A 14,140-nucleotide genomic window follows, 5' to 3' on the forward strand; every position below is an offset into this window, starting at 1 on the left:
AAATAATTAAAATATAATATACTTAATCAATCCATGCCGGAAATTAAAGTAAAAACTCTAAATCAAAAAAGATAGTATTCTTTATATTTAAGATTAACTACTTAGTAAAAAGTGGAATTGTAGCTTCATCTTGAATTTTGTATGTTTCCGATTTGCTACTAAAATTTTCATGGCCATATTTAATTATAATAAAGGTAACATTATCGCGTGCACCTCTAACTAAAGAAGAATGCATTAGCGCCATACCTGAATCAATAATACTATTAGGTTCTAATGACAAACATATTTCTTCATCAGACAATTCGCCTGTTAAGCCATCTGAACAAAGTAAGAAAATATCATTAATATTTGCTTCACCTTGTACTACATCTACTTTAACTTCGTCTGTAACGCCGACAGCACGGGTAATCACATTCGAAAGCGGGTGCGTTTTTGCTTCCTCAACTGAAATTACGCCTTCATCGATAAGATCGTTCACTTGGCTATGGTCCCGCGATATTTGCTGTAATTGACCATTTCGTAGCATGTATGCCCGGCTGTCACCTACCCATAAAACGTAATATTGATTATCTTTTATAAATAAAGCAGTTACTGTACTGCCCGCTGTTTTGCTTCCTAAGTACTGAGCACTGTATTCATTTAATTGACGATTTGCATCTTCAATAGCTGAAACAATATGCGAAACGCTAAGCGTAGCTAGTGTCTTTTCTTCAACTTTTGCTCTAATAACATCTACGACTAGTTGGCTTGCAACTTCACCCGCTTCATGTCCACCCATTCCATCAGCTACTACCCATAAGTTATGGCTATTAATTTCAACATGAGAGTCTTCATTTAATTGCCTAACTGCACCGCGATGAGTTATTGCGTAACTTGTACTTAAATTGCTAATCACTATTTTTTACCTGTGTGTAATTCCATTCCCAATGTTTCCATCGGCCATCTAACATAGCAGCAACTTGGTTAACAGGCGGTAGTCCTGAAGTAACAAGCATCATAGGCTTTATATTGCATGAACCGTGTGTCCACCAAACACTATAATCACCATGCTTTTTATATAAAAGTGCATGAAGGGCGTCTTTTAAAACATCACTTGATAGCTCATCACCTGAGAACTCAAATGCTTCACCTTCTTTATTTTTGTCGCTAGAGGGAGAAATACTAAGCTGCTTTTTAGGCGCTATAAGGGTGCTTATCGATTTAGCAACGTCTTTTCGCCAAGTAAAAAGGTCAACAGAGCTATCGAGCACTTTAAGTACTGTGTCTTCGTACTCTAAGGAGAAAACGCCCGAATTTAATACTTCTATCGGCGCAACTTCTAATGTACTGGCCACTGTAAATGGATAATGACGCCCTACTGCATCCATGCTCGGTAACAGAGTTCCCATTACACCTTTATCACCGACAATATTTGGCGATAATGCAAAATGCCATACAGGGCCTGTTAGGTAGTTATCTTGCCAATTGTCACCCAACTGTTCTTTGCTTACAGCAATAGCTGCTTGCAGCCATTGCTCCCAGTGCTCTGAAAATTCTTTCGAAACGCTGTCTTGAACAAAGTCCCCTAAGCTAGGGACTTTGCCAAGGTAGCCTATATTTATAATCGGGTCGGACATGAAAACTTCTCTACACTTTTATTCCAAAATGGATGTCTAATTGATTTTGGCAATAGCTCAACTTTTGCGTTGTTACCCATGAGAGAAAAATGTAACTCTAAATCCTCACGTGTTTTTGCTCTTTTAGCGCTTAACTCATCCAACATGCGATAAAGCGACCATTCACCTTGGTAAGTTGTATTTACAGAGCGGCCTCCATTAGGTGGAGTGAATACAACTCGCGTTTTACTTTGTCCACTTGCGCCTGGCCAAACAAAGTTAGTAACTCTTAAAGGGCCATGGCGGTAAATCATTGATTGACCGTCAATTTCAATCATTAAGCTCGATGTAGTTTTATCCAACGATAGCGGACGTAAGCCAAACTCAATTCTAGGTGTTGCACTTCCACCATCGAAGAATACCATTTGAATTTGATGGGCTAGTTCAAACATGGCTAAAGTATCAGCGCTTATGCCAATGTCTTTTTCAAACTTCCATGGACTCGAACTCATATCCACACTTGGCGCTACATAGTTAGTGAAGAAGCTATCAATAGTGCCATCTGGTCCAAAGAAGCGTGTAAAGTCTTTCATATTCACTTCTTTTTGTGCATAAGGAGAGAAAGGGTATCGGCCCACAATAGCTGCGTTGTACTCACGTAAAACTTGGCTTTTCCAAATCTCATTTAGGTGTCTGTTAGCGCTATTTTTAGTGATATTACTGGTATCTCTGCTTATATCTAATAACCAGCTATTAAATGGGTAAGGTAGATCACGGCTTTGGAACTCAAGCTGGCGAATGAAACTTGGTTTACTTTTTCCACTGATCTGATCTTTTATCGAAGATTTTAATTGATCACCTCTATCAAGCTTAGTGAGATATACATTAAGCTCTCTGAGGTTTTTCTGAATGTTATCTAATTGCTGAGCATCAATATTTATAACATCCTCAAACGCTTCTTCAACCTGATAACCTGGTAGTTTAATGTCAAACTTAGGCGCTTCGTCAGGTAAAAAACGTTTAATTCTGTTAGCTTTAGTTTGCATTGCAATTTCAGCGGCATTAGCGGCAACTTTACCCGCTGCTTTTTGATTCTCTGACACCGGCAGTTTGGTTAGTTGCACATTTTTTTGTACAGCCATAATAATGTTTTTAATCGGTGCTTCTGAGCCTGCAAGTACATCAGTAATATTCACCCCCTCAGCAGGTGAGCTGTACTGATTCAGGCTTAAATCGTCGATAAATGATTGCCAAAAGAAGATATAATCTTGGAAATAACGCTGCTCTAATTTCTTTTCAATTTCTTCTTTAGAAATATCATAGGTGCCCGTAGCTTCCTCGCCATATACCCAGCTGCTTGCCATCAAATTACCAAGCATTTTACTTTTTTCAACATTAAAAATGCCGTGAAAACCGTTAAAGGTATATAAACCAGGAATACTTCGAGTCAGCTCACCGTTGTTTCTGAATGTGAATTTTTGCGCGCTTTCAAAACTAATAATGTCTGTTAATCTAAACGGCGGAATGCTGCTATCAAGAAAATCAGCTTGTAGGCGTTGGTATGCTCTTTCGGCTATTGGTAACTTAGTTAACTCAGCTCTAGCTATACGCACTGCTTGATTATCTATTTTTGTTTGACTAACCCCCAGCTCTAATAAGGCAGCAATGTGGTTCATTAACTGGTCACGAGTTAGCGCATTTTTATCACCTGGTAGGTTTCTTTCAAGGTATGCATTAAACCAAGCCGAAATGTCTTCACTTTCAAAGTACTCAGGTTGGAATAGCATTAAATAGCACTTTAGCGTCTCGTATAAATAGCTAAGGTGCTCTGGATGCGCTTCCATTTCTTTAATTAACGTATTGGCTATATAAGGTTCTAAATACGTTTGTAGAGACCTGTTATAGGCTTGTGTAGATGACTGTTTAATTTCATTAAGCTTATTAAAACCTATCGACTGAGATTCATCGTCATCAACTAACGCAGGATTGTTAGCTGGTAAGTTTCTTAGCGCATTGAGCCTGTCGTTTAATACTAATAAGTTACTTCTATCAAACGAGGCTCCATCTAGCTCCTGATAATTTTCAATGGCTTCATCTGTAGCAGCCATTAAATTATTATTCCATGCAAAGCTAAAGTACCACGAAATAGAAAAACCAATTACCGCAATACTGGCTAAAGAAATACTACCTACTCTCAGCCATTTGTTTTGCTTATCGTGATGTTTGTTAGTACTTGCTAGGTTTTGCTCAGGGAAAATCACACCTTCTAAAACGTTTTTAATAAAGAAGCTTTTCGATTGATTTATATAGCTAGAATCTGCTGAGTTTACATCATTTAAAAAACTAGCTGGCTTCCCTTCTTGAGTTGCACTGGTCAAATACACGCCCCTAAACATAGGGAGTTCTTCATACGCGTTAGGGGTAAAAATTTCTTTTAAAAACGCATCGCCCACACCTTGAAGCACACGAAGTTGTCTCGGAAATTCAAAAATTTTGGCTCGTATTTCTTCATTACGCTCGTTAATCAACCTACGATTAAGCATTTCTGTCAGCTTTGAAATTAACGCGTGAAACTCTTTATTAAACGCTTCAACTTGAGTGTCTTTATCTAGGTCTAACTCAAAAGTAACCCCCCAAACTTGCTCGCATTCCTCTTCTGTAAGCTCGCCAAAAAACTCTCTAAAACCTTCAATTAAATCAACTTTAGAAAGAATGACGTATACCGGAAAAGTCATACCCAACTGATTTTGTAACTCTTGTAAGCGCTGTTTAATTGCGCGGGCATGCAGATTACGCTCTGTTTTAGTTTGACTCATGAGCTCAGAAATACCCATGCTGATCATTACACCATTAATGGGCCGTAGAGGGCGGTATTTGCGTAAGAGCCCTAAAAAGCCTTCCCAGGCGCGCGAGTCATGCTTTGCGTGGCTACTTTGTGTTGTGTATCTTCCTGCGGTATCGATAAGTACGGCTTTATTAGTGAACCACCAATCACAGTTTCGTGTACCACCAACACCATGGACTAAATCAACACCTAACTTATCTTTTAACGGATAGTCTAAGCCTGAGTTATTAATAACTGTTGTTTTACCGGCCCCTGGCGGGCCAATCATAATATACCAAGGTAATTGATATATATTTTTACCTTTAAATAGCTTTACATCTTTGAGTAAATTGATAGCTTCATTCATGCGATTTTTTAACGTGGTGATCTCTTCATTCACCTCGTTACTGCTCGACTCATCGCTTTCAATTAACTCATCGGCCATTTTCTCATCGCGTTTGCTTTGTTGCGTTAAGCTATAAATTTTGGTGATAGCAAACACTAAAATAACAAACAAAATAGTTAATAGCCGTGCTGCTACGCTCTCTAAAGGTATATAGTCGGCAATCGCGATAAGCGGACCACCAAACCAAATTAATAAAGATAACGCCAAAAAGCCGATAATTAACATGGCTGTTTTAGAAGTGAGTACGTAAGTAATTTTTTTTATTTTGTGTGAAAAACTCATGTCAGCCTCATTAAAATAATAAATCGATTTCAATTCGTCGGTTTAGTGACCGAGAAGCTGAATCTGAATTGCTGGCGATAGGCTCTGCTGCACCTTTACCCTCAGGCCATAAACGGCCACTTAGGTTTGTACTTTTAGCCATAGAATTGGCAACTTGCGTTGCACGCGCTAATGATAGATGCCAATTTGATGGATATTTATCGGTACGGATAGGCGTATCATCGGTATGTCCAGTAATTAAAATACGGCCTTTTGTCCCTTCTAAACTACGTGCTAGCTTTTCTAAAATAGGTTGAATGGACGGTAATAATTTCGCATCGCCTTGATTAAATAGACTTTCATTATTTATTGAAATTCGTATACGGTCTAGATTTTTCTTTACTGTAACAATCCCCATCTGAATTTCTGTTTGCAGTAACTGCTCAAGTACTAATAACTGCTTATCTTTTTTATCTACACTTTCGTTTTGCGCTATAGGATGAATAACAGCCAGCTTATCGTTAAGTGAAGTAACGCCATCGTTGAGTTTCATGTTGATAAATAAGTAAACCATTAACAGCACTAAGCCCAGCACTGAAAAAATCACCCAAAGCGGAACTTGATTTCTAAGCTCTACGCCAGCGGCAACACGCTGCTTCCAATTAGGTGAAAGTTTATTGTTCAATGGGCCATCTAATTGATTTAAAAGGTGATACATTTGAGAGCGATATTCTTCTATTTTGGTATCGCCACCGTTGTCTAGCCTGTATTTACCTTTAAAGCCTAAGTTTAAGCAATGGTACTGCAACTCAATAAATTGTTTGTGCTGTTCAGGTTGAGCCAGTGCATTATCAAGCAGGGTGTAAAAGTATTCACCGCCAAACGTTTCTTTATGAAACGTCGATAGTAAACTCTCATCAGCCCACTCCATTGAGCTCCATTTAGAATTTAAAACTGATTCATCTAAAATCGCACACAAGCAGTAACGCGAGTTAGTGATTACATCTTTAGAAAGCCCCTGGTTGCGCACTTCAACTTCAAAGCGCTTTACAGCCTCAACACAGCGATGCTTTAAAGCAGCAATATTTGTCATCTCTTTAGCTTGGCTAATCGAAATTACTATTGAAAAACAATCTGTAGCCGCTTCTAAAAGTGGGTTTTTAAAAATTGAAACTTTAGACGTATTAGCAACACTGCTGGCAACTGGCTCAACAGACATCACTGTTTTATCAGCATCGTTATCAACATTCGGAGTGTTTGAAGTGTCACGCCCTAGTCTACCAGGGCGAGGTTTTATAATGGTTTCATCCATTGAAACTCTTCCTTTAAAAGTTAGGTTCTAATTGCCCAAAGGCTTATTTGTAGCTCTGGGTAATTGCCCGATAAGTGGATAGCGATACCACCACTTGAACGAAGTTTTTCCCAATGTTCACCCTGCTTGTTTAACTCAAAGTAATGAAAACCCGCATGGTATGGGATTTGGCGCGGTGCCGTTGGTAAGTTACTAATGGTAATACCAGGAATTTGGTTATTAACTAAGTCACGTATGGTTTCTACACTACCAATCTTAATTTGTGAGGGCAGTATTTTGCGCAGCTCTTCGTGCGGTACACTTGCTTTGATCGCTAAAACAAATTGTGCCGAGTTAAGTACAGATTTATCTTTTAGTGCGCCAAACGAAATACCAAACTTGCTTTGCTCTAATTTAATTTCTGTCGCAGTTTGTTCAATAACATGACTTAAAGATTGATATAAAAAATTAACTACTTCAGAAAATACTTTGCCCAAATTTTCATGATCGTACTTAGGCAGCTTTGGTACTCTTTTATTCGCAGTACTAAAAGTAGATAGCTCGCCAGCAAGCTCAATAAGGCGGGTATAAAATACATTTGGGTGGAGGTTATTCACGCTAAGTAGATTGTCAAAAACAGCATCGTATTTATTAAGGGTTTGCAGCATGATAAAGTCGGCAACAGAGGTACTCCCTGCATAACCTTGGCATAAACGCACAGAAATACTCTCTGCACGCTGTTTTATCATAGAGCCTATTTCTCTTACTAAACCGAGTAACGGCTTGCATTGACCTACTTTTAAAGAGGCAGGTATGTATTTAGTGTCAAGCTTAATGCTTCCTTCATTGCTTACTTCAATAATGCGCGCCACAGGTAGCAAAATATACCCAGCGAGATCATCAGATGAAAGTACAAGCTTGCTATAAATTTTAGCAACCTGAATTACCTCTTGAGATTGAGCTCCCAAAGAGTCGTCACTAACTGTTAGATCATTTAGCTTATAGCGCGTGACGATATTTTCATCCAGCGCTGAAATATTAATACCACTGTTTTTGATTGCCGGGATAGCAAGGTATACCACCTCATCATACACGTCTTTACTAACCACTAATGGCTCAGGTAAAGGAGTAGACTGTGGCATTTCAATTGGCAGTAAATCAGGCGTAATAGCACTTAAAGACTCAAGGGCAAACTGTCCTGAGTTCAATAATTGTGTGTCTATACTTATATCAATTATGCCCCATGGATCAGATAAATTCCCATTGCATAATTGATTTATTAAGTTAGAAAAATGCTTATCTGATTGTTGAAAATGTTGCGGCCTTAAGAACATCCCTTCAGTCCACGCAACACGAGTGTTATCACCCATTTTACAAATCCTTTTTATCGCTCTCTCATGTATGTTGCAATTGCTTCAACATTCACATCTATATCGTCATAGCCTGTTGGGTCAACCTCTATAACGGCCCTCCACCTTGCTTGGTCGATATCTCTATAGGCCACAACAACACCCACATAACGGGTATTTCTGTTAAGGCTCATTTTGTATTTTTGTACTGAGTTTGGTTGTAGCTCTAACTCATCTTTTTTAAGTAAATCTGGACCCAGTAGCTTTTCAGGCGTTTCGTATAAGCTAAAAAAGTCCTGCGTATCAAAAATTGTTCGTGAACTAAGTTCAAATATTTTCATAACAACTGGCGACGGTCTCTCTGATGTGTCTGGGTTTACATCTTTAGAAACATTAATAATTAAATCAGTTGAAGGCGGCACTATTTTATTTACGGTGGTACACCCAACCGTCAAAAAGAGTAGGCTAATGCTCATAAAAAAGAGCTTAAGTTTAGACATTATTTACTTTCCTTCCTAAAACGTTTCTTGAGTTTTATCATTGTAAGCCTTTAAAAAATCGTCAGATAACGCCATAGCGCCTTTAGCATTAACATCATGCGCTAGCTCTTCATGAAGGCTTTGGTATATCTTCCAACATTTTGCTTCTGACTGGCCTGGAATAATCTTTAATACATTAGAGTTTTCATTTACTTGCTGGGTGATCTGCTGGGGAGAAACCTGCTCTAAAATCCCTTTAAGTACACCATCAGCTCCTGCTAATAAAGCATGTTCATGTCTTCGTGTATCAGTAAAACTTTCTTTAATCGATTCACGAGACGACAGGAAGCTTGCACTATTTCTTATGAATAAATTCTGAATAACATCATCAATATCAGCAGAAAATTTTATAGGGTTATTTTGCTTTGTTTGAAACATGGTTTGATTCAAACGTAATTGATTTTTTACCAATGCTCGTTGTCTTAATGACTCCATCAGCTCGTTTAATAATAAATTTAAACTTTGCCCCATTTCAAACCACAACTCTGGTGTATTGAGGGCATTTTGAAGCTCTGTTTTAACACCTAAACCTTTTAAAAACGCCTCCGATAAAGCGGAATTAGCGCTTGCGGTACTAGCGTGTGTTTGCGCTTGTTTTACTGGCTGCTTAACGGGTTCTGGTGTTTTTTGTGGCTCAACTTTAACGGGTTGTTCTGCCACTGCAACATCATCAAAATGGTTTTGCGGTGAGACTGACACATCAGGGTTCATTAAATGTGATAACCCATCCCAATTTTCAGGAATTTGATTATCAGGCTGTGCCATGTTTTCTTCTTTCATTGAAACAGCAGGCATTGACTCATCTAAAATAGATTCATTTAAAAATAAGTCACTTGAAGAAAAATTATCTATTGCAGGTGCCGGGGCACTATTTCTTAGTGCAAAGTCATCCGTATTTGGGCGTGCTTCATTGTATGCTGTCGTAGATTGAGAATCAGCTAACTCGACCTCAATTTGAAAGTCCCCCACTGTAATCACATCACTGTGTGCTAAACGGTGTTTATTACCTTGACCAAGCGCAGACACGCCAAAATTAACAAACGTTCCGTTAGTAGAGGTATCGTATAAGTAAAACGAATCCCCTTCTTTTTCAATACGGCCGTGTTGGCTAGAAATTATTTTTTCAGGATCAGGCAAGTGCCAATCGCACGCTTCCGAGCGGCCAAAAATAAGAGAGTGTTTAGTTGTTTTAGAAGCTTCAATTTCAGGCGAGAGTCTATGATAACTAGTTATATTTAGTATCAGTTCCATTTGATAAGTTAGTCCCATAAATCTACATTTTTATTAGGATAAAGTAGAAGCGAAACTATTGTCAACATTGAAATTAATATATAAAAATATACACATATATTTAAATTTGAAGACAATGATAAATCTAATAAACCTAAAAACATGAAATCCAATAATTAAATCACCGTTTGAATGTTCCTTTTCCAGCACACTGTAACAAATTTAATCCCAAACAAAATAAAGTGATAAATTACCGATGAATGTACCTTTTACGCCTTTTACAGCGCTTTTACAGCGCTTTTAAGCACGTTATTTTTTAAGTTTAAAAATAAAAACAAATTTTAAGTTAGTTAAAACAGGCGACATAATTAATTTTGTATGAAACTTCTACGCTAGAAAGATTGCTAAAGTAATCTTTTTTTGTAAAAATACTGCCGTTATCAAAGGGAGAATTGATAAAAACGATAAAAACGATAAAAATTCACCTTTGCAATTATTTATATATACACAATAAAAGGATTTATAATGAGCGGTATCAATAATTCTAACGATAAAACTCAGATAGCGTCGCTTGATTCAAATCTCAAAAAACCCCAAGCTAAAAATAAGCTCAATCTAATTGGCAAAAAAATATCTGCTCGTTACTTGGTTGAAGAATTAATTGGCCAAGGCGGTATGTGTTATATCTATCGCGCAAGGGATTTATTTTTAGAAAGCCCAAGCCGCCCTGAAGTGTTTGTTGCGATAAAGGTGTTACTCGAAGAGTTTTCACACTCAGAAGAGGCCATCACTCTCCTAAAAGATGAAACCACTAAAACACAACGGTTAGCTCACCCTAATATAGTTAAAGTCTATTCAGCAGGTTCAGATGGCGATCTTCACTATGTAACAATGGAGCTTGTTGAAGGCGAAACACTTGAGCAAATAATAAAAAGAAATAAACCCACTGGCATGGTGTTTAAAAAAGCCAAAGTAATTTTAGAGCAGTTAGCTGATGCACTGATTTACGCGCATGCACGCGGTGTTATCCACAATGATTTAAAGCCATCGAATATTATTTTTGATTCTAACGGCAACTTAAAAGTACTTGATTTTGGGATTGCAAAACATAAAACCATTGAAGATGCCTATGCTGTTCAAAACCAACAAAATGCCGCAGTTGTAGGTGGTTACACCCCCACCTATGCAAGCCCGGAGCAACTTAAAGGTGCAGAAGCATCAGTTAAAGATGATGTATTTTCTTACGCATGTATAGCCCTTGAACTATTAAGCAGCAAACATCCATTTAACCGCGTAGCAGCTGATAAGCTAGCAAAAGAGACATCGGCAAAACGCCCTAGTAACTGCCCATTATGGTTGTGGGGTAGCTTAAATAAAGCAATTGCATTAAACGCTTCTGATAGATTAAGTTCACTCGACCCCATTACTGCTAAATTAAACCATAATTACAAACCAGCTATCGCACTAGTAGCAAGCTTAGTGGTTGCTACAGTATTAGCAGGGCAATATTACTTATCTAACGATAACAATGTAAAACAGCTCGAAGCAAAATTAGATAATGCTCAGGCTATAAATCAGCAAGTAAAAACGTGGATGTCGTGGAGTGGCCCAAGCATACTCGATAAGCTTTCTGAAATACCGCCGCAATACGAAGTTTTAAAGCAAGGCTTATTGCGTGTAAATCAAGAGAGTGTTTTGCAAAGCTTTGATGGTATGGCTAATCAGCTAAATAATAGTGGTGATAAGTTTAAGAACTTCGACGAAACAATAGATGTATACACTCAAGCGCTTGAATACTACCCAGATTCAGAAAAGCTTTCTGTGCAACTGGAAAGCATTTTAAGAGAAAGACAATCTATTATTTTTGATATTACATCGCGAATTAATTTACTTTTAGAGCAATCTCGTTATAACGAAGTTGATAACAATAGTATTCCTCAGTTAATTCTTGATTTACATGAGGTAGATAAAACTTATGTTTATCAAGTATCTCCTACCCACTTCGAAAACTACAAAAAAGCGTTAGAAAACGCAATCGCTAAAGATGATGTAGTCACTCAAAGTTCTTTAATATCCGTTGGTAAAGCCATTTTGGATAAAAAACAGAAATCTGAAGTTAGCTTTGAAAGTTTACTACAAAGAGAGTCTGCAATAATCGCGTTAACTGATTATCAAGATAAACTTAATCAAGGTAAGGAGGTAGTCTTCCCTTCAAATGCTGCTTTAGTGTTTTATGAACAACGCTTCGAACGCTATTCTAAGCAACTAACTGTTATAGATAAATATAAAGATTTAATTGCACTAGAGGAGTTAATTGACTCAGAGTCGACTATTTTGCCCAATGATTTTCCTTTATTAGTATCTATCAGGCAAGAATTGTCAAAGCGCTATATCACAATGGCCAATAGCTTAATGAAAAAAAGAATGTATCGAACAGCTGAAACATTAGTTGAGCGAAGTGAAGCTATAACAAAGTCCTTAGATAGTATTATGCTGTAGCACCATTAGTGTATTTGAAAGTTTTTAAATAATAAATATAAAAGCTATGAATTTAGGAAAGACAAATATTATCTACTTTATTACTTCCTTACTTTCATGGCCCTATTTTAAAATAATAATTTTACGGAGCTCACATGAAAAAAATAACCGCACTTGCAGCATTACTCATCTTAAGTGGCTGTGCAAACACTTCAAATATGAATGAAACTGAACAAAAAGTTGAAGACAATGTTGCCGATGTTCAGGCTGAAGTAGCCGAAGTGGTTGCTCCAATCTCACTTACCGTAATTACTAACCCTAATGACGCTCGCGTACGTATTATGAATATCAAACCGGTATACCAAGACGCGATCGAACTAAAAGAAGGTGAATACGATATTGAGGTAAGCAAACCAGGTTACCAAACTTATCGTAAGTGGGTTGTGGTTGATAAAAAAACCATACTTACAGTAGAGTTAGATGAAGTAGCCAAAACTGAAGCTGCAAACTAAACACCGTGTAAAATTGTATTTATGCCTTTAAATATACATTAATTTAAAGGCATAACTCTCACGTTTTCTGCAAAAAATGTAATAGCCCCTATTACACTCACATTCCCAAAAATACACAGCCATAACACCACTATAAAACGACGTTTTTGCGATTTATGCCTAAGCCATTGCTGTGCAATGAGTGCGCCGGGCCAACCGCCTAGTAACGACAGTAACTGAAGCGTGCGCTCGGGTGTGCGGTTTACTTTTTTATGCGCTGATTGTTTAGCTTGTCGTTTATCCCATGCGTACATTATAAAAGTAAAAAAGCTTAAACCTGTAAAGTAGCTTGGTATATAAATGCTCATATTATAAAGCCAATGAGCTTGCCAAACTGCGACCAAAAAAAGCAGTGAGAAGGTGATTAATGTTTTCTTTATCAATTCATGATCGCCTATACTAAAAAGAGTTAAACCAAAATAATAAGAGCCAAATTATGACATACTTTAAAGCCCTATTTTTAGTATTATGCTTATACGCCTTTAATAGTTACGCCGCTGATACCCCAAGCAACCTTGATAAAGAACTCGCTGTATTTAAACCTTATTTAGGTACTTGGCAGGCCGATTTTGACGTACCTAAAGGCGCAAAACCTGTACAAGATGTTGGCCTCTGGGAGCGCGCATTAAATGGTAAAGCTATACATACCAAGCACTCTATTAATGAAGGTGAGTATGGTGGGGAATCAATGATTTTTTACGACAGTAAAAAAGAGTCAATGGTGTTTTACTATTTTACTACCGCAGGTTTTTACACAAAAGGCACCATGAAAGTGCTCAGCCCTACCCAATTTGTAGCGTATGAAGAGGTAACAGGCAGTAAAGAAGGTATTACTAAAGTGCGCTCGATCAGCGAGCTAAAAAACGATACGTTTGTAGTTTCAACTTCTTATTTAAAAAAGGGTGAGTGGACTAAGCCCGAGCAGCGTACTTATACACGCAGCACTAAAGCCGTTAAATTTAAATAATGGCCATTCGCTTACAATACAAAAAGGCAGCCTAAGCTGCCTTTGTTATTTATAAAACCGCTATTATTTAGCAAACTTTTTAAATGGTTCGTCAACTGGTGTATCAGCAAGGTGGTTAGTGTAGTTGCTCATTACTTTTTGCGATAAGCCTACAACAATTTCTAGTAGTTGCTGTTTACCGTAACCTGCTGCAAAAAACTTCTCAATTTGCTCATCGCTAATTACGCCGCGATCGCGTGTCATTGCAAGCGTTGTTTCACGCAGTGTTTCAAGTTTTGCATCTGCAAGTGGTGTTTTGTTTACTAGGGCATCAACAATATCTTGGTCTACATTCATTGAAGCGGCAATTGCGCTGTGTGCTGGTACACAGTAATGGCACTCGTGCTCAACATTAATTGTTTGCCATACCACAGTTAGCTCTTCTGCGTTAAACGAGGTGTTTTGAAATAACTCATGCAGTACTTGGTAACCTTTAAGTAGCGTAGGCGCTTCGGCCATTACGGCATGAAGGTTAGGCAACATGCCAAATGCTGCTACTGAATCAGCCATAAGCGATTTTGATTCTTCTGGTGCGTTGTCTTGAGTATATAACGTAAATTCTGCCATGTTCTGCTCCAATAAATTAATGTGTTTGAGTAACCTGGTGTCA

The 14,140-nt window shown here is 37.8% G+C and carries 12 protein-coding genes; 3 read left to right on the plus strand and 9 right to left on the minus strand.

What is annotated here, in order from left to right; genetic code table 11:
* Positions 1 to 97 precede the first annotated feature (97 nt).
* From CWB60_RS01905 to tagH, 7 genes are read right to left on the minus strand one after another with little or no spacing between them, the layout of a single operon-like run.
* The gene (locus CWB60_RS01905) at positions 98 to 895 is read right to left on the minus strand and encodes a PP2C family protein-serine/threonine phosphatase (RefSeq protein ID WP_138576598.1); all 798 of its coding nucleotides are present in this window, start codon (positions 893 to 895) and stop codon (positions 98 to 100) included.
* A complete protein-coding gene (gene tagF, locus CWB60_RS01910) occupies positions 888 to 1,616 on the minus strand; it encodes a type VI secretion system-associated protein TagF (protein WP_024032881.1) in 729 nt (242 codons plus the stop codon). Before tagF ends, CWB60_RS01905 begins: the two co-directional genes overlap by 8 nt.
* On the minus strand, positions 1,598 to 5,107 hold the full coding sequence (gene tssM / locus CWB60_RS01915; protein ID WP_138576600.1) for a type VI secretion system membrane subunit TssM: 3,510 nt from the start codon (positions 5,105 to 5,107) through the stop codon (positions 1,598 to 1,600). Before tssM ends, tagF begins: the two co-directional genes overlap by 19 nt.
* Positions 5,108 to 5,117: 10 nt before the next feature.
* Positions 5,118 to 6,398: a type VI secretion system protein TssL, long form gene (tssL, locus tag CWB60_RS01920; protein ID WP_138576602.1), complete on the minus strand. Its 1,281-nt coding sequence runs from the start codon at positions 6,396 to 6,398 to the stop codon at positions 5,118 to 5,120.
* A gap of 20 nt (positions 6,399 to 6,418) precedes the next feature.
* Positions 6,419 to 7,747 (minus strand): type VI secretion system baseplate subunit TssK, encoded by a 1,329-nt coding sequence (tssK, locus tag CWB60_RS01925; protein WP_138576604.1) that lies wholly within the window; start codon positions 7,745 to 7,747, stop codon positions 6,419 to 6,421.
* A 14-nt stretch (positions 7,748 to 7,761) separates the two neighbouring features.
* Entirely contained in the window at positions 7,762 to 8,226 is a 465-nt protein-coding gene (tssJ, locus tag CWB60_RS01930) for a type VI secretion system lipoprotein TssJ (protein WP_024032885.1), read from the minus strand.
* Between the two features lie 15 nt (positions 8,227 to 8,241).
* On the minus strand, positions 8,242 to 9,516 hold the full coding sequence (gene tagH / locus CWB60_RS01935) for a type VI secretion system-associated FHA domain protein TagH (protein ID WP_138576606.1): 1,275 nt from the start codon (positions 9,514 to 9,516) through the stop codon (positions 8,242 to 8,244).
* A 504-nt stretch (positions 9,517 to 10,020) separates the two neighbouring features.
* Between tagH and CWB60_RS01940 the strand changes: the two genes are divergently transcribed.
* On the plus strand, positions 10,021 to 11,994 hold the full coding sequence (locus tag CWB60_RS01940; protein ID WP_138576608.1) for a serine/threonine-protein kinase: 1,974 nt from the start codon (positions 10,021 to 10,023) through the stop codon (positions 11,992 to 11,994).
* A 134-nt stretch (positions 11,995 to 12,128) separates the two neighbouring features.
* Positions 12,129 to 12,485 (plus strand): PEGA domain-containing protein, encoded by a 357-nt coding sequence (locus CWB60_RS01945; RefSeq protein ID WP_024032889.1) that lies wholly within the window; start codon positions 12,129 to 12,131, stop codon positions 12,483 to 12,485.
* A gap of 38 nt (positions 12,486 to 12,523) precedes the next feature.
* Here CWB60_RS01945 and CWB60_RS01950 read toward each other — a convergent pair whose 3' ends face one another.
* Positions 12,524 to 12,907 carry a DUF1294 domain-containing protein gene (locus CWB60_RS01950; protein ID WP_024032890.1) on the minus strand — a complete coding sequence of 128 codons (384 nt, stop codon included), beginning with the start codon at positions 12,905 to 12,907 and terminating at the stop codon, positions 12,524 to 12,526.
* A 53-nt stretch (positions 12,908 to 12,960) separates the two neighbouring features.
* Between CWB60_RS01950 and CWB60_RS01955 the strand changes: the two genes are divergently transcribed.
* Entirely contained in the window at positions 12,961 to 13,491 is a 531-nt protein-coding gene (locus tag CWB60_RS01955; protein WP_138576610.1) for a hypothetical protein, read from the plus strand.
* Positions 13,492 to 13,554: 63 nt separating this feature from the next.
* Here CWB60_RS01955 and CWB60_RS01960 read toward each other — a convergent pair whose 3' ends face one another.
* Positions 13,555 to 14,097 carry a carboxymuconolactone decarboxylase family protein gene (locus CWB60_RS01960; RefSeq protein WP_024032892.1) on the minus strand — a complete coding sequence of 181 codons (543 nt, stop codon included), beginning with the start codon at positions 14,095 to 14,097 and terminating at the stop codon, positions 13,555 to 13,557.
* Positions 14,098 to 14,140: the final 43 nt, after the last annotated feature.

Source organism: Pseudoalteromonas sp. S327 (assembly GCF_005886415.1).
Lineage (GTDB): Bacteria > Pseudomonadota > Gammaproteobacteria > Enterobacterales > Alteromonadaceae > Pseudoalteromonas > Pseudoalteromonas atlantica.